25 protein-coding genes are annotated in these 23,113 nt (G+C 36.6%); 16 read left to right on the top strand and 9 right to left on the bottom strand.

What is annotated here, in order from left to right:
- Positions 1–7: 7 nt before the first annotated feature.
- Genes B4F31_RS14295 through B4F31_RS14280 form a run of 4 tightly spaced genes read right to left on the bottom strand, consistent with a single transcriptional unit; the run spans position 8 to position 3,142 of the window.
- Positions 8–877: a nucleoside phosphorylase gene (locus B4F31_RS14295; protein ID WP_286761578.1), complete on the bottom strand. Its 870-nt coding sequence runs from the start codon at positions 875–877 to the stop codon at positions 8–10.
- A gap of 1 nt (position 878) precedes the next feature.
- On the bottom strand, positions 879–1,811 hold the full coding sequence (locus tag B4F31_RS14290; RefSeq protein WP_286761577.1) for a DUF1835 domain-containing protein: 933 nt from the start codon (positions 1,809–1,811) through the stop codon (positions 879–881).
- A gap of 26 nt (positions 1,812–1,837) precedes the next feature.
- Positions 1,838–2,188 (bottom strand): translation initiation factor, encoded by a 351-nt coding sequence (locus B4F31_RS14285; protein WP_075326854.1) that lies wholly within the window; start codon positions 2,186–2,188, stop codon positions 1,838–1,840.
- Positions 2,189–2,191: 3 nt separating this feature from the next.
- A complete protein-coding gene (locus B4F31_RS14280) occupies positions 2,192–3,142 on the bottom strand; it encodes an isopenicillin N synthase family dioxygenase (protein WP_286761583.1) in 951 nt (316 codons plus the stop codon).
- Positions 3,143–3,270: 128 nt separating this feature from the next.
- On the opposite strand from B4F31_RS14280, the gene B4F31_RS14275 reads away from it, so the two are divergent.
- The 14 genes from B4F31_RS14275 (at position 3,271) to B4F31_RS14210 (ending at position 16,251) form a co-directional block, all read left to right on the top strand.
- Positions 3,271–5,277, top strand: a complete 2,007-nt coding sequence (locus B4F31_RS14275) for an alpha-ketoacid dehydrogenase subunit alpha/beta (protein ID WP_286761576.1) — start codon at positions 3,271–3,273, stop codon at positions 5,275–5,277.
- Positions 5,278–5,406: 129 nt separating this feature from the next.
- Positions 5,407–5,568 carry a DUF1328 domain-containing protein gene (locus B4F31_RS14270; RefSeq protein WP_070055250.1) on the top strand — a complete coding sequence of 54 codons (162 nt, stop codon included), beginning with the start codon at positions 5,407–5,409 and terminating at the stop codon, positions 5,566–5,568.
- A 92-nt stretch (positions 5,569–5,660) separates the two neighbouring features.
- The gene (locus tag B4F31_RS14265) at positions 5,661–6,140 is read left to right on the top strand and encodes a lipocalin family protein (protein WP_075326852.1); all 480 of its coding nucleotides are present in this window, start codon (positions 5,661–5,663) and stop codon (positions 6,138–6,140) included.
- A gap of 15 nt (positions 6,141–6,155) precedes the next feature.
- A complete protein-coding gene (locus B4F31_RS14260) occupies positions 6,156–6,854 on the top strand; it encodes an OmpA family protein (protein ID WP_286761575.1) in 699 nt (232 codons plus the stop codon).
- Positions 6,855–6,929: 75 nt separating this feature from the next.
- Positions 6,930–8,057 carry an NAD(P)/FAD-dependent oxidoreductase gene (locus B4F31_RS14255; RefSeq protein WP_286761574.1) on the top strand — a complete coding sequence of 376 codons (1,128 nt, stop codon included), beginning with the start codon at positions 6,930–6,932 and terminating at the stop codon, positions 8,055–8,057.
- Positions 8,054–8,773, top strand: coding sequence for a methyltransferase domain-containing protein (locus B4F31_RS14250; protein WP_286761573.1), 720 nt, complete (start codon positions 8,054–8,056; stop codon positions 8,771–8,773). The genes B4F31_RS14255 and B4F31_RS14250 overlap by 4 nt, the downstream gene beginning before the upstream one ends.
- Positions 8,770–9,822: a type III polyketide synthase gene (locus B4F31_RS14245; protein WP_075326848.1), complete on the top strand. Its 1,053-nt coding sequence runs from the start codon at positions 8,770–8,772 to the stop codon at positions 9,820–9,822. Before B4F31_RS14250 ends, B4F31_RS14245 begins: the two co-directional genes overlap by 4 nt.
- Entirely contained in the window at positions 9,816–10,610 is a 795-nt protein-coding gene (locus tag B4F31_RS14240) for an enoyl-ACP reductase FabI (RefSeq protein ID WP_093302682.1), read from the top strand. The genes B4F31_RS14245 and B4F31_RS14240 overlap by 7 nt, the downstream gene beginning before the upstream one ends.
- A gap of 7 nt (positions 10,611–10,617) precedes the next feature.
- The gene (locus B4F31_RS14235) at positions 10,618–11,064 is read left to right on the top strand and encodes a 3-hydroxyacyl-ACP dehydratase FabZ family protein (protein ID WP_286761572.1); all 447 of its coding nucleotides are present in this window, start codon (positions 10,618–10,620) and stop codon (positions 11,062–11,064) included.
- A 12-nt stretch (positions 11,065–11,076) separates the two neighbouring features.
- Entirely contained in the window at positions 11,077–12,339 is a 1,263-nt protein-coding gene (locus B4F31_RS14230; RefSeq protein ID WP_075326845.1) for a beta-ketoacyl-[acyl-carrier-protein] synthase family protein, read from the top strand.
- An 18-nt stretch (positions 12,340–12,357) separates the two neighbouring features.
- Positions 12,358–12,612, top strand: coding sequence for a phosphopantetheine-binding protein (locus tag B4F31_RS14225; protein ID WP_075326844.1), 255 nt, complete (start codon positions 12,358–12,360; stop codon positions 12,610–12,612).
- Positions 12,609–13,172 (top strand): 4'-phosphopantetheinyl transferase superfamily protein, encoded by a 564-nt coding sequence (locus tag B4F31_RS14220; protein ID WP_286761571.1) that lies wholly within the window; start codon positions 12,609–12,611, stop codon positions 13,170–13,172. Before B4F31_RS14225 ends, B4F31_RS14220 begins: the two co-directional genes overlap by 4 nt.
- Before the next feature lie 73 nt (positions 13,173–13,245).
- The gene (locus B4F31_RS14215; protein ID WP_075326842.1) at positions 13,246–13,962 is read left to right on the top strand and encodes a hypothetical protein; all 717 of its coding nucleotides are present in this window, start codon (positions 13,246–13,248) and stop codon (positions 13,960–13,962) included.
- 267 nt (positions 13,963–14,229) lie between these two features.
- Entirely contained in the window at positions 14,230–16,251 is a 2,022-nt protein-coding gene (locus B4F31_RS14210; protein ID WP_286761570.1) for an aconitate hydratase, read from the top strand.
- A 132-nt stretch (positions 16,252–16,383) separates the two neighbouring features.
- On the opposite strand, the gene hpf is transcribed toward B4F31_RS14210, so the two are convergent.
- The gene (gene hpf / locus B4F31_RS14205) at positions 16,384–16,689 is read right to left on the bottom strand and encodes a ribosome hibernation-promoting factor, HPF/YfiA family (protein WP_075326840.1); all 306 of its coding nucleotides are present in this window, start codon (positions 16,687–16,689) and stop codon (positions 16,384–16,386) included.
- A 251-nt stretch (positions 16,690–16,940) separates the two neighbouring features.
- On the opposite strand from hpf, the gene B4F31_RS14200 reads away from it, so the two are divergent.
- Positions 16,941–17,432, top strand: a complete 492-nt coding sequence (locus B4F31_RS14200) for a DUF4251 domain-containing protein (protein WP_286761569.1) — start codon at positions 16,941–16,943, stop codon at positions 17,430–17,432.
- A gap of 116 nt (positions 17,433–17,548) precedes the next feature.
- On the opposite strand, the gene B4F31_RS14195 is transcribed toward B4F31_RS14200, so the two are convergent.
- Positions 17,549–19,684, bottom strand: a complete 2,136-nt coding sequence (locus B4F31_RS14195) for a LytS/YhcK type 5TM receptor domain-containing protein (protein WP_286761568.1) — start codon at positions 19,682–19,684, stop codon at positions 17,549–17,551.
- 413 nt (positions 19,685–20,097) lie between these two features.
- On the opposite strand from B4F31_RS14195, the gene B4F31_RS14190 reads away from it, so the two are divergent.
- Positions 20,098–20,610 (top strand): hypothetical protein, encoded by a 513-nt coding sequence (locus B4F31_RS14190; protein ID WP_286761567.1) that lies wholly within the window; start codon positions 20,098–20,100, stop codon positions 20,608–20,610.
- A 184-nt stretch (positions 20,611–20,794) separates the two neighbouring features.
- On the opposite strand, the gene B4F31_RS14185 is transcribed toward B4F31_RS14190, so the two are convergent.
- The 3 genes from B4F31_RS14185 to B4F31_RS14175 form a co-directional block, all read right to left on the bottom strand.
- Positions 20,795–21,250, bottom strand: coding sequence for a KTSC domain-containing protein (locus tag B4F31_RS14185; RefSeq protein WP_075326836.1), 456 nt, complete (start codon positions 21,248–21,250; stop codon positions 20,795–20,797).
- A gap of 319 nt (positions 21,251–21,569) precedes the next feature.
- Positions 21,570–21,785 carry a VF530 family DNA-binding protein gene (locus tag B4F31_RS14180; protein ID WP_075326835.1) on the bottom strand — a complete coding sequence of 72 codons (216 nt, stop codon included), beginning with the start codon at positions 21,783–21,785 and terminating at the stop codon, positions 21,570–21,572.
- A gap of 2 nt (positions 21,786–21,787) precedes the next feature.
- A complete protein-coding gene (locus tag B4F31_RS14175; protein ID WP_286761566.1) occupies positions 21,788–23,089 on the bottom strand; it encodes a DEAD/DEAH box helicase in 1,302 nt (433 codons plus the stop codon).
- Positions 23,090–23,113 lie beyond the last annotated feature (24 nt).

Below are 23,113 nucleotides of genomic sequence, written 5' to 3'. Positions count from 1 at the left end.
AATAAGATTACTTTGCCAATTGCTCTAAACTGTATTGAATAAGCTCATCTACGGTATTTTTAGGATCTTTAGAAAATGTTCCCGCAGCCCGGTTAGCAATTATTGCATTCATTGAAATCGCATTATGTCCAAGTAATTTAGATAAGCCGTAAATCGCTGAAGTTTCCATTTCAAGATTTGTGATTTTCTTATTATTGAATGAAAACGAAGCTAGTTTATCGTTCATTTTATCATCCTGGAGTGCTAAACGTAAAATTCTACCCTGCGGACCGTAAAATCCAATATTTGTAGCGGTCACCCCTTTATGCAACCTGGAAGAAGCCATACGGGAAATAAGCTTTTCACTCCCGTCTACAACATAAGGTGCAGCTTTCTTTTTAAACCAGTCTAAATGTTGACTAAAAGCATCAGCAAATTCTGAATTTTGAATATGCTCGCTTTCATAGAAGTGTAAAAGTCCGTCAAAGCCAATAGCGCTTTCGCTAATTAAAAAGGAATCTACCGGAACTTCCTTTTGAATAGAGCCCGAAGTTCCAATTCTTATAATATCTAAACTCGTAATTTCTTTTTTAAGCTCCCTGGTTTCAAAATCTATATTTACAAGTGCATCAAGTTCGTTAAGTACAATATCAATATTATCGGGTCCAATGCCAGTAGAAATCACACTGATGCGTTTTCCTTTATAATAACCTGTTTGAGTATAAAATTCCCGTTTTTTTAATTTGAATTCAACTTTATCAAAATGCCTGGTAATTCTCTCAACCCGGTTAGGATCGCCCACTAAAATCACAGTCTTAGCAAGATGTTTTGGTAATAAATTTAAATGGTAAACGCTACCATCACTGTTTTGTATAAATTCTGAAGCTTCTATTGGCATATTATAATTTTAAAACTTTATGGGAGTCGGCATCATAGAGAAAATCAAAAACTCTTGCACCTCCCAAATATTCTTCGTTCTTAAGTTCCTGGTACAAATTTTTCTTCTGGTTTAAGACATCCTGACCTTTTGAGGTTAACACCACGCGATTATCTTCCAGCGCATAGAAAATAGATAGTTTACTGAGTACCCTTTCCATTTGAGAATCGCTATAACCATAATATCCCTGGTACTGCAGGGCGTAACCCAACAATTGGTTAAATGAAGTTATTTGCTGATTTTCTACCAGTTTAAGTACATTTCTCTCCAGCGAATTAATACCGGTTTTACTATTGGGAAAACGTTCTATATGCGCCCTAATGCAACTGGAAAGATATTCAAAATTTGAAGTCTTTTTTATTTGTTTTTTGAGTTTCATGGGGTCGTTGCTGCAATACAGCTCCCAAACCAAATTAGCAATCTCCAGGTCTTCTTCTTCTAACTGAATTTTTTTATTAAAATGATTTAATAAATGTTTTTGCGGAAGCCTGGAAAGCGGTAGAAATTCATCCTCTCCTTTTTGGCGTTTACTACATACCAGGTAAAAAGGAACTTTTGGCTGGTGTTCCCTGTAAAAACTTATGGCCGCCAGCATATTTATATGGCAAAAAAGATCGAATTCAAACCAGAGTACCACGTGGTCGTAATCTTTAGCTTTTTTTAGTTTTTTAAGCTGGGATACAAAACGTTTTTTATATTCTTCAGAAGAAATATTGTAGGCTTCTTTTAAAAATTCCTCTCTTTTCCTAATGAATTTCAAAGAACCGACTTCTTTAACACACGGCCCTTCGCAAAGCAATTCCCGCCAAACAATAATTTGCCCGGGTAGATCCAGTTCTTCAACCTGTTCGGTTAAGCTATCACCATTAACAATATGCAGGGCCTTTTTTTCCATTGGGAGAATTTAAAGGTTGGTGGAAATTAACCGCCAACCCGTTTTACATTATAACCATCTATTCTAAGCAGTTCCATAATTTTTTCCCTGTCGTCACCCTGGATAATAATCTCACCATCTTTAGCCGAACCGCCAACTCCACATTTTTTCTTTAGCTTCTTTCCAAGAATTACTAAATCGTCATTAGTTCCTTCAAAGCCTTTAATAATAGTAACGGTTTTTCCACCGCGACCTTTACTGCTAAAATGCGCTTCCAGTTGCTGATCTGCTGGTGCTAAGGTTTCTTCGGTTTCTTCGTGCTCGTTTCCTTCAAAATCATCATTTGTAGAAAAAACAAAACCGCCTAAATCTTCTAGTCCGAGTTTTTTCTTCGCCATAACTTACTTTTTTAGGAGTCCAATTTCTACCAGGCGCTGGTGTAAAAATTCGCCGGCAGTAATATCTTCATATTGTTTTGGGTTCTCTTCATCTATACATTCTTCCAGGCAATCTAAGCGCATCTCACTTCTGGGGTGCATAAAGAAAGGAATTGAATATCTTGGTTTATCCCATTGCTCCTTTGGCGGGTTAATTACGCGATGAATTGTAGAGCGTAATTTATTATTGGTATGTCTCTCTAACATATCTCCCACATTAATTACCAACTCATCTTCCTGGGGTACCGCATCAATCCACTCGCCATCTTTTCGCAATACCTGTAAACCTCCTGTAGAGGCTCCCATAAGTAAAGTGATAAGGTTTATGTCTCCATGAGCGCCGGCTCTAACCGCACCTTTAGGTTCCTCGGTAATAGGAGGGTAGTGGATTGGTCTTAAAATACTATTTCCGTTGCTGGCCCAGTGATCAAAATAATGTTCTTCCAAACCAATGTATAAAGCTAATGCCCGTAATACATAAATACCGGTTTTTTCCAGCATTCGGTAAGCTTCCATGCCTACCTTATTAAAATCCTTAAGTTCAGAAACCTGTACATTTTCGGGGTATTCTTCAGTAAGATTTGCATCTTCAGCCGGTTCCTGCCCAAAATGCCAGAACTCTTTAAGATCACCTTCTTTTTTACCTTTTGCGTGTTCTTTTCCGAAGGAAATATAGCCCCGCTGACCTGCAAGACCTTCAATTTCATATTTTTTCTTTATTTCTAAAGGAAGCGCAAAAAAACTTTTTACTTCTTTATATAGGTTTTCTTCCAGCTCATTATCAAGAAAATGATTTTTTAAAGCTACAAAACCAATCTCTTCGTAAGCTTTGCCAATCTCTTCAACAAATTTTTGTTTTCTGTTTGGATCATCAGATAGAAAATCGGCAAGATCTACGCTTGGAATATTATTCATTGCCATAATATGCTTAGTTTTTTGAGAATTTAACACACAAAGTTAAAGAAAAATACGGGAGCTAACGAGGCTTTTTAAATTTCTTAGCATTTATAATTTTGGTTACATTTGGTAAACAAATACACACTATGCAACCAAATTCTTCCCAGCCGCCTGCTATAAAATTTGAGAAGAAAAATCTCTCCTCAACCCAGTTATTAGACTTCTATGCATCTTTATTAAAGCCACGTTTAATAGAAGAAAAAATGCTCATCTTGCTAAGACAGGGCAAAATTTCTAAATGGTTTAGTGGGATAGGCCAGGAAGCTATTTCCATTGGAGTTACGAAAGCGCTTAACGCCGATGAGTATATTTTACCAATGCACCGTAATTTAGGAGTATTTACTTCTAGAAACGTCCCTTTAAACCGACTTTTCTCCCAGTGGCAGGGAAAACAAAACGGTTTCACAAAAGGTCGTGACCGCAGTTTTCATTTTGGTACCCAGGAGTATAAAATTGTTGGAATGATTTCTCATTTAGGCCCACAGCTTGGCGTGGCCGATGGGATTGCTTTAGCGCATAAATTGAAAAATGAAAATAAGCTTACCGCGGTTTTTACTGGAGAGGGAGGCACCAGTGAAGGCGATTTTCACGAAGCGCTAAATATTGCATCAGTCTGGGATTTACCGGTTTTGTTTTGCATAGAAAACAATGGCTACGGACTTTCAACTCCAACAAATGAACAATATAGATGTAAAGATCTTGCCGACCGGGCCCAGGGCTACGGAATGGAATCTCATATTATAGACGGAAATAATATAATTGAAGTATACTCTAAAGTTTCTGAGGTTGCTGAAAGTATTAGACAAAATCCCCGACCGGTTTTACTGGAGTTCAAAACTTTTAGAATGCGCGGCCACGAGGAAGCCAGTGGAACAAAATACGTTCCAGAAGATTTAATGAATTTCTGGCAACAAAAAGATCCCGTAGAGAATTTTAAACGTTTCCTCATAGAAGAAAATATACTTTCTGAAGAGCAGGATGTGCACTTTAAAAACGAAATTAAAGCTGAAATTGATGAAAATTTAAAAGCAGCTAATGAAGAACCGGTTTCAGAATACATTGAAATTAATGAATTAAATGATGTTTACCAGGAGTTTATATATCAAGAGATTAAAACAAATTCAGAAACTGAAACTATAAGATTTATTGACGCTATTTCTCAAGCGGTAAAACAATCTATGCAAAGACATAAGTCCCTGGTGTTAATGGGACAGGATATTGCAGAATACGGTGGGGTTTTTAAAATTACTGAAGGATTACTGGAAGAATTTGGCAAAGAAAGAGTGCGAAACACACCTATTTGCGAGTCGGCTATTGTTGGAACTGCAATGGGACTTTCTATAAATGGAATGAAGGCTATGGTAGAAATGCAGTTTGGAGATTTTGTGAGTTCCGGTTTTAATCCTATTGTAAATTACCTGGCTAAAAGCAATTACCGATGGAATCAAAACGCCGATGTGGTTATAAGAATGCCTTGTGGAGCCGGTGTAGGTGCAGGACCTTTCCATAGTCAGACCAACGAGGCCTGGTTTACTAAAATTCCGGGCTTAAAAGTTGTTTACCCAGCTTTTCCATATGATGCAAAAGGCTTGCTGAATACAGCTTTTAACGATCCAAATCCCGTGTTATTCTTTGAACACAAGGCCTTATACCGCAGTATTCGGCAGGAAGTTCCTTTAGATTATTACACCTTACCATTTGGAAAAGCTTCAATATTAAAAGAAGGGGAAAAACTTACAATTATAACCTATGGTGCAGCCGTTCACTGGGCTATAGATACCTTAGAGGGAGCAGAGTTAGAAAACATTGAATTAATAGATCTTCGTAGCCTGCAACCTTTAGATAAAGAGACCATAATTAATTCGGTTAAAAAGACCGGAAAAGCACTTGTACTTACTGAAGACTCGCTTTTTGGAAGTTTAGCCTCAGAAATTTCAGCAATTATTTCAGAAGCATGTTTTGAATTTTTAGACGCTCCAGTAATGCGACTTGGCAGTGGGGAAACTCCAATTCCGTTTGCCGCTGCACTTGAAGAAGGATATCTTCCGAAGAAAAAATTGAAAGAAAAATTACAGCAATTAATAGACTATTAATAATAAGAAGTCCAAATATTTCATATTTTAAGATTCCTTAACAGTTCTGCTGTTAAAGTATTAATAATCTTTTGTCTCCGTTCAACACCTACCGTAATTTAGATTACAACTAATCAAAAATCTTTTATTATGATACGTTTAATCGTTATTTTCTTAATCATTGCTTTGGTAGCTGCTATTTTCGGCTTTGGTGGAATCGCCGAAGGTTTTGCAGACATTGCTAAAATAATCTTTTACATTTTCCTGGTACTATTAGTAATTTCTTTAGTGAGCAGATTATTTAGAAGATAAAAACAAATAAATAAAGAATAAAATCCAATGTATTGCGCCAGGTACCAATCGGCAAGCATTGGATTTTTATGTATAACCCAAACAACTAACTAATGAAAAAAATATTTATACTTGGCTTTGTAGCGGTACTACTTGCCGCTTGCGGACCCAGCAAAACCGCCAAAGAAGCCAGAAAAACCTTTAATGGAAACTGGACGCTTACCAGTGTAACTTACCCAAATAGTTCTGGTGAGTTTGATGTTACCCTACTAAATGATGCCAATGCCTCCTGTTTTGAAAACAGTACGTGGAATTTTGTCTCTAATAATAACAGGGGCGCATATACTGTACAGGGACCTAATTGCAGTGCAGGGCAGCGGTATTTTGTTTGGTCTATAGATGAAGAAAATACTCCGGAAGGAATTTTCGATTTTCTATTGAAACCAACCGATGAAGATTATAACTCTACAACGGGAAATCAAGGTTTCCGAATGAATTTAAGATCACTTTCTGAAACACAAATGGTATGGGAACAATCTGTAATGCTTGAAGGTTCTCCATTTGTGATAAGAATGAATTTTTCTAAACTTTAATTAAATTAATTTACTATGAAAACTACTATAAACAGAATGTTTGCCATTCTTTTTGCTGCCACACTTCTTTTTAGTTGTGAAGCCACTAAGAATGCGAATAATAAACAAAAAGGAGCTGTAATTGGATCTGCCGGTGGAGCCGTAATTGGTGGTGTTGTTGGAAACAATACCGGAGACGGAAATACTGCGCTTGGCGCCATTATTGGCGGAGTTGTAGGTGGAGCAGCCGGAGCAATTATTGGTAACCGTATGGACGAGCAAGCCAAGGAAATTGAACAGGAAATTCCAGGTGCTGAAGTTGAAAGAGTTGGCGAAGGAATTAACGTGACTTTTGATGAAAGCAGCGGGGTATATTTTGATACTGAAAAATATAATATCAACTCTAAATCCCAGGCTACTTTAAATAAACTGGCCGATATTTTTAAAGATTATCCAGATTCTAATATTCTTGTAGAGGGACATACAGATGATACCGGTAGTGAATCCTATAACCTTACACTTTCTAAAAACAGAGCACAGGCTGTGACTAATTATTTAACCAGCCAGGGTCTTAGCAGCGGAAGATTTGATACTAAATGGTATGGCGAAGCCCAGCCTAAATATGATAACGAAACTGCAGAAGGTCGTGCTAAAAACCGTAGGGTAGAGCTTGCAATTGTTGCAAACGAAGAATTAAAAGAAGAAGCCAGGAAACAGGCTGAACAGAAGAACTAGGTTCTATTTCTTCAAACAAATATTAAATCCCGGAAATTTCCGGGATTTTTTTATGTATTTATTTATCTTCAACCAATGGCAGATTTTCAAGTAATTATAGTAGGTGCAGGCCTGGCGGGATTAACTGCTGCCATTCATCTTTCCCGGGCAGGAAAACGTGTCTTGCTTATAGAGAAAAAAGCATATCCCAGACATAAAGTCTGTGGGGAATACCTTTCTAACGAAGTAATTCCTTATCTCCATTCCCTGGATATAGATCTCGAAAAAGATTTAAACCCGGTAAAAATTCATAAACTCCTTTACAGTACCCAGAATGCAAAATCGATAGAAACTTCTTTAAACCTGGGCGGAATGGGCTTAAGCCGTTATGCTTTAGATGATTTTCTTTTTAAAAAAGCTGAAGAAAATGGAGCAGAAACTCTAATTGAATCAGTTGAAAATATAAATTTTGAAAATGATGAATTTACACTGAAACTTTCTTCAGGAAAACAACTAAAAACCCCTATAGTATTAGGTGCTTTTGGAAAAAGATCTAATCTCGATAAAAGCCTGGGACGGGAATTTATCCAGGAAAAATCTTCCTGGCTCGCTATAAAATCACATTATGAAAAGCCAGAATTTCCTCCAGATTTAGTGGCGCTACACAATTTTGAAGGCGGCTACTGCGGATTATCAAAAACTGAAACCGGCGCAGTAAACGCCTGTTATATGGTTTCGTATAAAAGCTTCAAAAAATACAGGAATACCGAAGAATTCAAGGAAAAAGTTTTATTTCAGAATGCTTATTTAAAAGGTTTCTTTAAAAAAGCTAAACCTCTATTTGAAAAAGACCTGAGTATTGCTCAGATCTCTTTTCATAAAAAATCCCTGATCAACAATCATATTTTGATGCTGGGTGACGCTACGGGCTTAATTCACCCGCTTTGTGGTAATGGGATGGCTATGGCTATTCATTCTGGAAAAATCGCTTCAGAAGCTGTTTTAAATAATTTCCACGGAAATAATTTAGACCGCAAAAACCTGGAAAATCAATACCGACAAAACTGGAATACGCATTTCGAAATCCGATTAAAGACTGGACGAATCCTTCAGAAAATATTGATCAATCCATTTTTAGCTTCAACTTCACAGCAGCTCGTTAAAAAATTTCCGTACCTGTTAGAGAAAATCATTAGTAAAACCCACGGGCAACCCTTAGTATGAGCATAGATACCTCAAAAAGAACAAACGCGGTTGAAATTATGGACGATTTTGACCTCCAGGGAAAAGAACTGGACAAAACCTTACGTGACCTGGATAACATAAACAAATGGTTGGGTGGGAATAAAATCACCTTAGAAGGAGTAAAAAATATTGTACAAAACCATTCGAAAACGAAAGAAATCCACATTGCTGATGTGGGTTGCGGCAATGGTGCTGTACTTCGGGAAATCGCGAGATGGGGAAGGAAGAACGGCTATAAATTTAAACTTACCGGCATTGATGCCAATAGCTATGCCATCAAAATTGCTGAAGAAATGTCTATAGACTATCCCGAAATTGATTTTAAATCTATAGATATTTTTAGCCTGGAATTTAAAAATTTTTATAGCGACATAATCTTGTGTACCTTAACACTACATCATTTTAAAAACGGTGAAATTTCAGCTTTACTAAACCTTTTTAATCAACAATCCAGGCTGGGTGTGGTGATTAACGATTTACATCGCTCCAAACTTGCGTATAGGTTATTTCAGGTTTTTTGCGCAGTTTTTATCAACAACGAGATTGCGCGAAAAGATGGGTTGACATCTATCTTAAGAGGATTTAAAAAAGAAGAATTAAAAGATTTTGCCGGGAAAATTCCGCAAACCAATCATCAAATTAGCTGGAAGTGGGCATTTCGCTACCAATGGATTATTCAGAAAGATAAAATATGAGTGTAAAAATTACAGGCGTAGAAAAAGAATTACCGCAGTATGCCCGGGAAACCAAAGATATTTTACCGTTGGTAGAAACCTGGCTTCAGGACCAAAATGATCGCTATCGACGAAAAGTATTGAAGATTTTTGAAGGTGCTGCGGTAGATAAACGCTATTCTATAATGGATCCCGAAGAAGTTTTCACGGCAACTTCTTTTGAAGATAAAAACAATATTTATATACGGGAAGTTAAGAAACTCGGCAAAAATGTATTAAAAAAAGCTTTACAGAATAATAAGTGGGAAGCAGATTCAATCGATTTTATAATTACCGTGAGTTGCACCGGGATTATGATTCCTTCCTTAGATGCTTACCTAATCAATGAAGTAAAATTACGCCAGGATATTACCCGGCTCCCGGTTACCGAAATGGGCTGCGCGGCAGGAATTTCAGGAATAATGTATGCCGCGAATTTTCTTAAGGCAAATCCGGGAAAACGAGCGGCCGTTATTGCAGTTGAAAGTCCTACGGCTACATTTCAGTTAGATGATTTCTCGATGGCCAATATGGTGAGCGCTGCAATTTTTGGAGATGGTGCCGCTTGTGTATTGCTATCTTCAGAGGAAAACGCTACAGGGCCGAAAATTCTGGGTGAAGAAATGTATCATTTTTATGAAGCCACCCATTTAATGGGTTTTGATCTCACCAACCACGGCCTCAAAATGATTTTAGATGAAAGCGTGCCGCAAACTATAGCTTCCCATTTTCCTGAAATTGTTCATCCGTTTTTGAAAAAATTCAACTCAAATATTGAAAAAGTAGACCATTTAATATTTCATCCCGGCGGAAAGAAAATTGTACAAACAGTTGAAGATCTTTTTGGTAACTTAGGAAAGAATATTGATAAAACCCGTGAGGTGCTTAAGCAATACGGGAACATGAGCAGTGCAACGGTGCTGTTTGTGTTAGAAGAATTTATGAAAAATCAGCCAAAACCGGGCGAGCAAGGCTTAATGTTAAGTTTTGGTCCAGGTTTTTCGGCACAAAGAATTTTATTGGAATGGTAACAGAGTTTAAAGATCGTAATTACTGGGCAATTATTTTAGGCGGAAGTACAGGCCTTGGCTTTGCCACCGCCAGAAAACTCGCCCATCATGGGATGAATATAATTATAGTACACCGTGATAGAAGAACCGATATAGCCGAAATAGAAGAAGCTTTTGAAGATATTAGAGAACAGGATGTTAAGTTTGAAAGCTTTAATGTGGATGCTACAAACGCTGAAAAACGAGCAAATTTAATTGAAGAAATTGCTAAGATCTTAGGAAAAGAAGGCAAAATTAGAAGTTTGGTACATAGTATTGCAAAGGGAAACCTAAAACCTATGACCGGTGATGAACCTACTTTAGATAATGTAGATTTTCAAATTACTATAGATGCGATGGCTATTAGCCTTTACGATTGGACAAAAGCTATTTTCAAAGCTAATCTTTTTGCAAAAGATGCCAGGATTATATCGTTTACCAGTGAAGGCAATAAAAAAGCCTGGGCCAATTACGCCGCGGTTTCTGCAGCAAAAGTAGCCTTAGAATCTATAACCCGAAATATCGCCCTGGAATTTGCTCCTTACGGTATTCGCGCAAATTGTATCCAGGCGGGAGTTACGGTTACCCGGTCTTTCCAGATGATTCCCGGGAACGAAACTTTACGCAACCACGCGCTAAAACATAATCCGTTTAAAAGGCTTACCGTTCCAAATGATGTGGCCAATGTGGTTTATTTATTGAGTAAAGACGAAGCCGGTTGGATTACGGGGACTATTATTCCGGTAAATGGTGGGGAACATTTAAAATAAGCAGCGATTGGATTATAAAAACATACTCGAAAAATTACCTTATTCAAAGCCATTCCTATTTATAGATGAATTGTTGAACGTAAATGAGAAATCTGCTGAAGGAATTTATACATTTCCAGAAAATTCTTTTTTTTATAAAGGGCATTTTAAAAATAATCCGGTAACGCCAGGTGTTATTTTAACTGAATGTATGGCGCAAATTGGCGTGGTATGCCTGGGGATTTTCCTGCTGGGAAATGAAAAAACTAATTCTGAAAATATTAAACTTGCCTTAAGTTCTTCTGAAGTAGATTTTTACTTGCCGGTTTTTCCCGGGGAAACGGTAAAAGTAGTTTCAGAAAAGTTGTTTTATAGGTTTAATAAATTGAAATGTGAAGTAAGAATGTATAGCAAGAAAGATAAGCTAATTTGTCGCGGAAAGATTGCCGGAATGATTAAAAACGAATCTGTTTAGAAATTTATTTAAATGAAAAAGCGCGTAGTCATCACAGGAATGGGTGTGGTTGCACCAAATGGTGTTGGGCTGGCTAATTTTGAAGATGCAATTAGAAAAAGCGCAAGTGGGATTAGGTTTGAAGAGGAACTGGAACGTTTAAACTTTAGTTGCCAGATTGCTGGAAAACCACAACTTTCGGAAGAAAAAATAGCTGAATATTTTACGTCTTTACAACTACGCGGACTTAATTCCAGCGGGATTGTGTACGGGGTAATTGCCGGAACCGATGCCTGGCAGGATGCAGGACTTAAAATTGGAGATAACGAACAACCAGATTGGGACTGCGGAATTGTTTTTGGCACCGGAATTCTAGGTGTAGATAAATTTCGGGAAGCGATTCATTTAATAGATGCCGGGAAAACCAGAAGGTTGGGAAGTACCAGCGTTATGCAAACTATGGCCAGTGGAATTAGCGCTTATTTAGGCGGTATTTTAGGCTGCGGAAATCAGGTAACTACTAACTCCTCGGCCTGTACCACGGGCACCGAAGCTTTATTAATGGGATTTGAAAGAATTGCTGCCGGAAAAGCAAAGCGAATGTTAGTTGGAAGCTGCAGCGATCACGGCCCTTATGTTTGGGGCGGTTTTGATGCCATGCGTATTTTACCTTCAAAATATAACAAAAATCCTACTGAAGCTTCCCGGCCAATGAGCGCCTCGGCAGCAGGTCTTGTGCCCGGCAGTGGAGCAGGGGCCTTGGTGTTAGAAGAATACGAATCGGCTAAAGAGCGGGGCGCGAAAATTTACGCCGAAGTTTTAGGTGGTGCTGTAAATAGTGGTGGCCAGCGGGGTGGTGGCAGTATGACGGCTGCTAATAGCGAAGCGGTTATTCGTTGTATTAAGGAAGCTATTCATTTTTCTAACATTTCATCAGAGGAAATCGACGTGATTAATGGGCATCTTACCGCAACCACTAAAGATGCGCTGGAAATTGAGAATTGGAAGAAAGCATTGAAAAGAAGTGATTTTCCGTATATAAATTCTTTAAAGGGAATGACCGGGCATTGCCTGGCCGCTTCGGGAAGTATAGAATGTGTTGCAAGTGTGTTACAGATGGATAAAAATTTTATCTTCGGAAATGTGAATTGCGAAGACCTGAAACCGGAAATAGCAAATTTGGTTTCAGAAGAGAAAATTCCAAGGAAAACTTTAGAGATACCAACTAATATTCTGGCAAAATCCAGTTTTGGATTTGGGGATGTAAATTCCGTAGTTATTTTTAAAAAAATATAAAGCTATTTATTACAAAAAATGAAAGAAAAAGAAATATTGGATGCTATCAAAAAGATCGTCACGCCTTATACCCAACGCAAGGAAGGCCTGGAAAATTTTAGCCAAAAAACCGATTTTATTAAAGACCTGGAAGTAAATTCGGCTAACCTGGTAGATGTGATTTTGGATGTTGAAGACGAGTTTAATATTGAAATAGACAACGAATCTATGGAAGGTATGCTCACTGTGGGCGATGCTAAAAATATTATTGAGCGCAAACTTGCTTCAGCGTGATTGGCAACGATATCATAGACCTTAACCTGATTCGGGCTCAAAGTAACTGGCAAAGAGAAGGCTTTCTTCAGAAATTATTTTCGGAAAAAGAACAAACTTTTATTCAGAATTCAGAAGATCCTGAATTAAATGTCTGGTTGCTTTGGAGTATGAAAGAGGCGGTTTATAAAGCGGTTCAGCGTAAATATAAGCTGAAGCGTTTTTATAATCCGAAGCAATTTGTTTGCGAACAGGTTAAAATTAATCCTGATAAGGCAAGGGGAGTGGTGTGCTATAAAGAAGATGTTTTTGTAATAAATTCTATTCTTTTTCCAAATATGATTCATACAATTACCGGAAACACTGAGTTTTCCCTTATTTCAGAAAATAAAAATTCCAGGCTCAGGTTGCTTCAAAAAATTGCTGAGCAGAGAGGAATTCCATTAGAATCCCTTAACATAAGTAAAGACCAGCAGGGAGTACCATTTGTGAGCTACGGGGGTGATAATCTGCAAATTCCGTTTAGCCTTTCCCACCACGGTAATTTTTCAGCTTACGCTGTCTCGTTAAATCTGTCCTAAAACCCGACTTCAGCATTGTGAAAACATAGCCTTATTTGTATCTTGAAACAACTAATTTAAAACGATTTTGATTATGAAGACTGTTGATAAGATGGAAGTGCTGCACAGCCAAAGTGCCGAATTTGTTGAAAAAGGTGAAACCGGTAAATTTTTAAAGTTAATCCCAGACACATTTATTATTAAAGGTGAAGAAAAAGATGGCGTTTTTAACCAGGGTTACGCTATTAGACATATAAACAGGCAGGATATACTGCTTATTGATGTAGTTGAAAAATCTTCTAAAGATGCTATAAAAAAGCTGGTAACCGATGGGTATAAAATAAAAGGTATTTTAATTACTTGCGATGCTATTTTAAAAGATGCTTATGCCGATCTAAAGACAATTTCTGAAGATGCCGGTGGCGCACCAATTTTTGCACATCCACGCAACAATTTTAAAGACAGTTTTAAAACCAAAGATATAACAGAACGCAAAGGAGTTTTAAAAGATTTTGGTTTAAAAGTTTTTGATCTTCCAGGAAACGGTGGCGCTTCAGTAGTTATTTATTCTGAAGTAAACGATGGAATGTTATTCCCGGGTGAAGATGCCGAAGGCTCTCCATATAATTCAAATTTAAATACCTTTAAAAGACCAAAAATGGATAAATCTAACGACGATTTTGGATTGGCAGGAAGCTGGAGTGCTTTTGATGAAGAATTTGCCTATTTATTTCCAAGAAAAGGAAAACCCGGTTTCAATATTGAAGAAGGTCAGCAAACCGATATTTTAAACGCTTTAAGCAGAAGTTAAAAATATAATTAAGCTGTTTCGAAAGTAGCCCGTTGAATATTTACAACTTAGATTCAGAATATTACAACAGCTATTTTTCAAACAGCTTTTTTTGAAGCCATAAATAAAGAAGAGAACCTTCTCTATTTGTGGCTTTTTTAATGTTTAAAGTTTTCAATATCCGCTAAACATTAAGTATTTAGGGCAGGGTAGAAGATATAAGATATTGTTAAACGCACCCTTTGTTCTTATAAATTGTAATATTTTAAAGCTTAAAAATAACCAACTATGTCTAAATTAAACGTAACTCAAAAATTAATTAAAGAACATTTGCTCAAGGGAGAAATGATTCCCGGAAAGGAAATAGGAATAAAAATAGATCAGGCATTACTGCAGGATGCTACGGGAACACTGGTACAATTAGAGCTTGAAGCTATGGGGCTCGAAAAAGCTCAAACCGAGGTAGCCGTGCAATATGTAGATCACAACCTGCTACAAACCGACTTTAAAAATGCCGATGACCACTTGTTTTTACTTTCGGCAGCGCAAAAATTCGGACTTTGGTATAGTAGACCCGGAAACGGTGTAAGCCATCCAGTACATATGGAACGCTTTGGGAAACCGGGTAAAACTATGGTAGGTTCAGATAGCCACACTCCGGCTGCAGGTTCTTTAGGAATGCTGGCCATTGGTACTGGTGGACTTGACGTTGCGGCAGCGATTGCAGGACAACCATATTTCGTGAAAATGCCAAAAGTTTGGGGCGTAAAACTTACCGGAAAATTACCAGACTGGGTAAGTGCTAAAGATGTTATTCTTGAAATGCTTCGCCGTCACGATGTAAAAGGCGGAGTTGGCAAAGTAATAGAATATTATGGCGACGGACTTAAGAATTTAAGTGCTATGGATCGTCACGTGATTGCCAATATGGGTGCTGAACTTGGTGCTACCACCACCGTTTTCCCAAGTGATAACGAGACAAAAAGATTTCTAAAATCTCAGGAACGTGAAGATGATTGGAGAGAATTGGTAGCCGATGAAGGTTGTGAATACGATCTTCACGAAGAAATAATTTTAGATGAACTGGTTCCCTTAATTGCCTTACCAACCAGTCCTGGAAATGTTGTTCCAGTGAGGGAGGTTGCAGGAAAATCAATTAGCCAGGTAGTTATTGGTTCTTCAGCCAATCCCGGTTTAAGAGATTTCTGGGTGGCAGGTGCTATAGTAGAAGATAAATCGGTTAGTAGTGATGTTTCTTTAGATATTAACCCAACTTCAAGGCAAATTATTCAGAATATGATAGAAAATAGAGCTTTTGCGAACTTAATCAAGGCAGGAGCGCGTTTTCACCAGTCAGGATGTATGGGTTGTATAGGAATGGGACAGGCACCGGCATCTGGAACTATTAGTTTGCGTACTATGCCCAGAAACTTCCCAGATCGTTCCGGTACAAAAGATGACCAGGTACATTTATGTAGTCCAGAAACAGCAGCAGCTTCAGCTTTAACAGGAAAAATTACCGATCCAAGGGATATGGAAAAGCTTTATAATATGAAGTATCCTAAATTTGAATATCCCGAATTTCAGATTATTAAAGAAGATATGCTGGTTGCTCCTCCAGAAGATGGTTCTAAAGTTGAACTTCAAAAAGGTCCAAATATTAAATCGCTCCCATATATTGAGCCTATGCAGGATAAATACAGCGTACCGGTTATGCTGAAAATGGGTGATAATATTTCTACCGATGAAATTTTAAAAGCAGGAGCAGAGGTACTGCCATTTAGAAGTAACCTGCCAGAAATTAGTAAATTTTCTTACACGGTTATTGACGAAAGTTTTTATGATCGTGCAATGAAAGCTAAAGGAGAACACGGCGGCCATATTGTAGTTGCTAAAGATAATTATGCGCAAGGTTCCAGTAGGGAGCACGCGGCAATTGCCCCAAAATATTTAGGACAGGTAGCGGTAATTGCAAATAGTTATGCAAGAATTGCCTGGCAAAACCTGGTGAATTTTGGTATTCTTCCGTTGGAATTTTTAGACATCGCAGATTATGAAAAAATAGATCAGGACGATCAAATAATTTTTAGAAACCTGCGGGAAGATATCATAAACCGAAATAATATTAAGGTAATTGTTAGAAAAGCAAATGGTGATAAACTGGAGTTTGAAACAAAACACAGTATGAGCGACAGACAAATTAATATTTTACTAAAAGGTGGAATTATTAATGAGTTTAAAGAACGTATTGAAGCAAACGAACTTGGTGAAGATCAAGCCAAAGATGCTGAAGAAGCCGAAACAAAATAAAAATTGATATTCCCGAATTCACTTCTGGATATTCTGATTACTATCTACCTGGTTTCTGAAACAATTGTAGGACGAAAAAAACCCTGATGTGAGTTACATCAGGGTTTTTTATGAATTAAACTGAAAATATTCTTAGTTTGAATGTGTTTTCATTTGGCCTTTTCTTTTTGATAACTGCCGTTCCAAATCTCTAATAGTTTCAGAGGTTGCAGCTTCAAAAGAGTTTTCGTTAGATTCGGCAAAAATTTGAGGCCCGGGAGCACTCAATTTAATATTACAAATATAACCTTTAGGATCCTGGACTTCTTCCTTTTTAAAATACACCTGGGCTTTCACGATCCAGTCATATTTATTCTCCAGTTTATCTAATTTTTTTTGAGCGAACTCCTGTAGTGATTCGCTTTTATCGAGTTTTACGAACTGATATATTGCTTCCATAAATAAGTTTATTTTAGTAGTACCAATAAACCCATAATTCTCTAAGTACCCAAATCAATTAAGTGATTCTTAGCAAAGGTTTAAGAATATTTTTAAGTGCATAAACTTATTTTTTAGTTGAAGATAAATTAGAACTATATTTATCAATAAAATAGCTTGGAAAAATTCGTGAACTACGAATTTAAAAGTCTTTTAAGAGTAATAAAAAGTTAAAGATTGTATCTTAAGCTAAGAATCTTATAAAGTTGATTATGAACCTTAAAATCAAATATTTAACTATTATTTTTGCTCTAATTGTACTGCAAAGTTGTGGTAGTAGTGCTGATACTACTAAAATTGCTGAAACCAAAGCTTTAATTGAAAGCATGGAATTTGAAATTGAGCACGATTGGCTCAACCCGATGTCTGGTGGTAGAATTAACCTGATAGGAAATACTAATTTTATACGCTTTAAAAAAGATTCTGTGAATTTATTTCTGCCATTTTTTGGTGAACGTTTTTCTGGCGGTGGTTATAATAATGAAGGCGGCATAATTTATAACGGCCCGTTACAGGATTTTGAAATTAGCAGCGGAAAGAATAATTCCCAAATAATAAAATTTTCTACCGACCAGGATACTGAGAATCTGGATTTTTCAATAAATATTTTTCCTGAAGGAAATGTAAATACCAGGGTGAATAGCAGCCAGCGTTCGTTTATATCTTACCAGGGAAGGTTAAGTGAGTTAGAAGAAGAGGAGTAGGTTCTAAATGAAAGATAAGTTTCAGCTCTAAAATATTCTATTTTACATAATATAAATTATAGTTCTTTTTTATATCTATTTAATTCTCGATATTATAATAACATACTATCCATTAATCATATCGTACTGTGAGCTGGAAGATATTTTTTCAAAAGTCGCTTCAATTCGTTTTTATCAATTGGCTTTGGAATATAATCATTACTCCCAATCTCAATAAACTTGTCCCTGTCATTAGGCATGGCGAATGCCGTTTGGGCAATAATAGGAATAGTTGGATTAAAAATTCTTATTTTTTGAATTGCTTCTTCGCCACTCATTTTTGGCATTTTTATGTCCATGAGCACCAAAGAGATTTCAGTATCTTTTTTAACCATTTCAACTGCTTCTAAACCATTTTCTGCATGTAGAATATTGGTTACCCCCATATTTTCGACGATCTTTTTCAGAATTAAATAATTCAATTTATCATCTTCAGCAATTAAAATCTTATGGTTTGGTAGCTGGGTTATTTCGTTATTCTCTTTATTGGTATGGGTTGTTGTGGTAGTGACTTCATCTTTAGGAATGCTAAAATAGAAGGTGCTGCCTTTATCTTCTTCAGATTCTACCCATATATTACCCCCAAGCATTTCGGCATAAGCTTTGGCTATTGATAAGCCCAAACCAGAACCTTCGTGTGGGCGACTTAAACTCGAATCTGCCTGTACAAACCGATCGAAAATAACACCAATTCGGTTTTCCGAAATTCCTATACCATTATCTTTTACATAAAAAACAATATTACCGTGTTCATCTAAACTTCCAAATTCAATAATTCCGTCTGCAGTAAACTTATTAGCATTACTCAACAAATTGATAAAAATGCTGGTAAGCATATTTTTATCGGTATAAAGCATGGTATTGGTATGAAGATATTTGCTGGTACATACTATTTTGTTATTCTTTTTACCAGCTATAGGCGTCGCCACATTTAGGTGATTCGCTATTATTTCAGAAAGATTAAAGTTAGATTTATTGACCTTTATTTGCCGGGTTTCCACCTGGGAAATATCTATTAGATCATTGATAGTAGAGAGTAATCTCGTACAACTTAATCGTAATACTTCATAATACTTTTCACGAACCTCTTTCTCCGATGATTCTTTCAATAGGTCTATAGTACCCATAATTGCATTAATAGGAGTACGAATTTCGTGACTTATATTTTGTAGAAAAACACTTTTTAAGCGATTACTCTCTTCTGCTTTTTCCTTTGCTTCTTTTAGATTATTGAGTGTGGCTTTTTTCTCTGTAATATTCTCTCCTAAACTGGCTATACCCTTTATTTTTCCGTAGTCATCGGTAATTACCGAATTGTACCAGGAGATATAAAGTTCTTTATTGTCTTTTGTGAGTATCTTACTTTCAAAATGATGTAGGCTTCTGTTATTTTCAAATAATTCTTTAAGACCTTTTTCCGTAGTTTCTTTTTCATCTTCAGGCACAAAAATATCAACAGTGTTTTTGCCAATAAGCTCTTCCTCGGTATACCCGGTAATTGAAAGTAAATAGTCATTACAAAAAATGATCTTGCTGTCGATATCAAGATTTATAAAAACCATATTAATGTCCAGCATCATTTTAGTAAATCGCTGCTCAGATTCATATAACCTATCTTTTTCTTTTCGGTTTCTCCAAACTTTTAATTGCCGGTTCATTAACAGTCCAAGAAGTACGGTGATAACTGGGTATATAATTAAAATAGGCAAAGCCATAAACTCTACAAGAGCCAGAGCCCCCTCTATTGGTATAAATATGGGCAGAATTAACATACACACGTGCACTATCACACCCAAAAGATATAAAGATACTATGCTGTTTTTGACCCCTAGCCTTTGTTGAAAATATTTCCACCCAATACCTAACAAACCCGAAATTATAATGAGGCCAACTCCTGCTATTACATAATCCCCACCAAGATACAAGCGGTAAGCTGCTATAATTAAAATGGCAATAATGGTGGGTACAGCTCCAAGGTATAAGCCGGCTATTGCCAATAAAATTGTTCGTAGATCAAAATAATGTCCTGGTTGATACGTCCAGGGCGTAAACATTAGGAGAACCCCAATGCCCCCAACAATAATACCTGCAAAAACATTGGGGAGTAATTTTTTAGAATGGGTAGAATCAATCCACTTTGTGGCATATAAAAAACTGAAAACCAAAAGCAATGCTACGTTTTGTATTAATCCTGAAAAAAAGGGGTAATCCATATTTTAACGGTGAGTTTTGGAAACAGTTTATTAAATTTTAATAAACTTAAACATCTAGATAAGTACTAGAGACAAAATGAATTTACAGAAACAATTTTGTTCAATGTATTATTAATGCTGCATCACTGATTACTTAAAGTACTAAATATAAGAATTTATTACTATACTAACCATTGAGTAATCATTAGCCTACACCCATAAAAAAGCTAGCGGTGCCACTACTTCCCTTTCAAAAATGGCATACACACTTTTAAATTATCGCACTCTATACAACCAGGTTTAAAAATAAATCTTTAGTAAGATCCGCTCCATCCTCTTATCAAATAAATTATCCTCATTTATTTAACAGCAAATTAAAATTATCTCCTCTCCTTTTTTATAATTTAGATTACTTAAACCAAAAAACTAAGAGTATGAGAAATTTTGTAATGATTTTAGCCCTTGTAGCTATAGGTTTTACAAGTTGTAACGATAATGCCAATAAGGATTTGGAAAAGCAACAACAGGAATTAACAAAGGCCAATGATAGTATTGTGAGTACCCACGAAGAGCTTAGGCAAAAGCACCAGGAATTAATGAACAATCATAACCAGGTATCACAGGAATTACGCGGACTCGAACAATTGGAAGATTCTACCCAATTAGAAAAACTGGCAGAGCTTGAAGGGCAAATTAGAGACCACCAGGCTACCCTGGCTTCTCACGAAGAAATGATTAGAAGTCATAACGAGCTTAATAAAGAATACGGTTCTTTAAGCACCGATGAGAAAAAAGCGCAACTTGACGAAATGCAAAAAACTCACGAACGTATTATGAGTGAACAGGACGAAATCAAATCGGAACACGATGGGATTGAAAAAGGGCATCAATCTATTAAGGATGTAATTGCTCAATCTTCCGGTGAAGATTCTGAAGACTCGATGTAATTTATCGAGGTAGTTTACTATAATTGAATAAGAAAGAAGGCTGTTTGAAAGTTTTTAACCCGTCATCCTGAACTCGTTTCAGGATCTAACATGATTATAATTAATTTCATATTAGAAGCTAAAACGAGTTCAGCTTGACGGAAATAGATCTTTCAAGCAGCCTCTTTTTATGCCTAAAATCTAATTAAGCTGTTTCCAACTCAAGATCTTTCTTAGATTTTCTATATAAAAAAGAACTATAAATATTTCTTTTCGCAAATCGCACTTGTTTGTCTGAACTGATGAACTTCATAAAAAGCTTCTTGTTCACTCCAAAATATTCGTAGGTAGTACCGTTGGTAAAAGAGATTTCCAGTAGGTTTCCTTTGTGCTGGTAATCTGCAATTCCGGCTTCGTTTATAGTGCGGTTATATTCTTCAAGGTTGGCTTCGCGAGTTTGTGGCGCAATGCTTACCAAAAAGTGATAGCCATCTATAATCTCTTTGCTCTTAATTTCGGCTTCGGCGTGCTTCTCGTCGGTTTCCCTAAATTTATCGGGATGCCATTCTTTCACCAGGTTTCGGTAACTGGTTTTAAGTTCTTTAAGGTCGATCTCTTTTTCAACATTAAAGAGCTTTTTATATTGATTTACACGCTTCATTTTTCTTATTTTAAATAAGCGGCAAAACTACTCCTTTTTATCGGATAATAAATAGGTTATTCTCCTACCCTTTTCCTTTATTTTCTCTAAAACTTTAAAAGGTACATCCAGTTGAGCAAATGGTAAGTAACCAAACCAGCAATTAAAGCTATTACTAGCTTTAATCCATTAAATCTTAACCATTGTAGAATGCTTCTCATCAAAATATCTAGCGAAATTTCCGATTTTACCTCAAAACCGAAATATCAAAGATATCTGTAATTATTGAATTAATTTTACGGATATCCGCATTAATGGTAAAAATAGGGAAATTCAGTACTTAAAGCGATTCAAGGTATAGATTCTCTACTTTGGTTCTTGCCCAGGGCGTTTTTCGTAAAAACTTTAAGCTGGATTTTATAGAGGGATCTTGCGTAAAACATTTAATATTGATGCGTTTCCCCATTTCTTCCCAGCCATATTTTGCTACCAGAAATTCTAAAATTTCGGCAAGTTTAACACCGTGTAACGGATTATTAGGTTGTTTGGATTCCATATTTAAATATAACGCACTCTTACTTTTTTCTTTTTAAGCCTGGAATTGTTAAGCGTTGAAATAAGTTCTTCAGCTTTTTCATTTGGAACAGCCACAAATGCGCAATCCTGTTTCAGTTCTATAAGTCCCAGTTCTTCTTTTTTAAGATTCCCCTGCTTTAAGAAAAGTCCAGCGATATCTCCTTTTGAAATTTTATCTTTTCTTCCTCCCGAAATAAACAAGGTAGTCTTTTCAACTACATCGGTATTGTGTTTCTTATTCTGAATTACATAATCATTTGATTTAATAAAATCTGGAAGGGTTCTTCTATCTGAAAGTACATAAGCAATTCCCTCCTGGTGCATTCTCGCTGTACGCCCATTTCTATGGGTAAACTCTGAAGCCTTAAAGGGTAATTGATAATGAATTATAAAATCTATCTCGGGCACATCTATGCCACGCGCAGCAAGATCGGTAGCGATCAAAATTCGATGCGTTCCATTTCTAAATTTAATAAGTGATCTTTCCCGGTCTTTTTGCTCCATCCCGCCAGAAAAAATTCCGTGCTTAATATTATTTTCACCCAGGAAATCACTTACTTCAGCTATACTATCTTTTAAATTGCAAAAAATAATTCCTGAGCCTTTAGCATTTTCAGAAAGTAATTTTACAAGGCTTTGCAATTTGGTTTTTGGATTTACCTGTATGGTTTTAATTTCCAGGGATGGCTGTTCTCCTTTTAAATAATCTACTCGCTTCGGATTTTTAAGACCTACAAAACCCGGAATATCAATATTTTGCGTTGCTGAAGTCAGGATGCGTTTATCTAAACCCGTAAGCTCCCCAATAATTTCTTTCATTTCGTTTTCAAAACCTACTTCTAAAGATTTATCAAATTCATCTAAAACCAGCGCTTTAATATTTTTGGTGGAGAAAGTTTCCCTTCTAAAATGATCGGCAACCCGGCCGGGCGTACCTATTAAAATGGCGGGGGCGTGTTGCAATTCTATTTTATCTTTAGAAAAAGCTCTGCCGCCGTAAACAGCGTTTGCTTTAAAACCGGCACCCATTTCGCGGGTAACCTGTTCAATTTGAATAGCGAGTTCACGAGAAGGCACTAAAATCAAAGCCTGCACTTCTGCCAGGTCTGGATCTAATATCTCAAGTAAGGGTAATAGGAATGCCAGGGTTTTTCCCGATCCTGTTGGCGAGAGTAGCACCGTATTTTGGTTTTCGGCAATAGTTTTAAAAGCTTCCTGCTGCATAGCATTAAGCTGGGAAATCTCCAATTTGTCAAGGATTTCCTGTAAATTCTTAGTTTGCATGTTAATTGAAATAATAAAGCCTTA

The organism is Salegentibacter sp. UBA1130 (assembly GCF_002311535.1).
GTDB classification, from domain to species: domain Bacteria; phylum Bacteroidota; class Bacteroidia; order Flavobacteriales; family Flavobacteriaceae; genus Salegentibacter; species Salegentibacter agarivorans.
The sequence above is the reverse complement of the archived record's forward strand: the minus strand, read 5'-3'. Positions and strand labels throughout refer to the sequence as shown.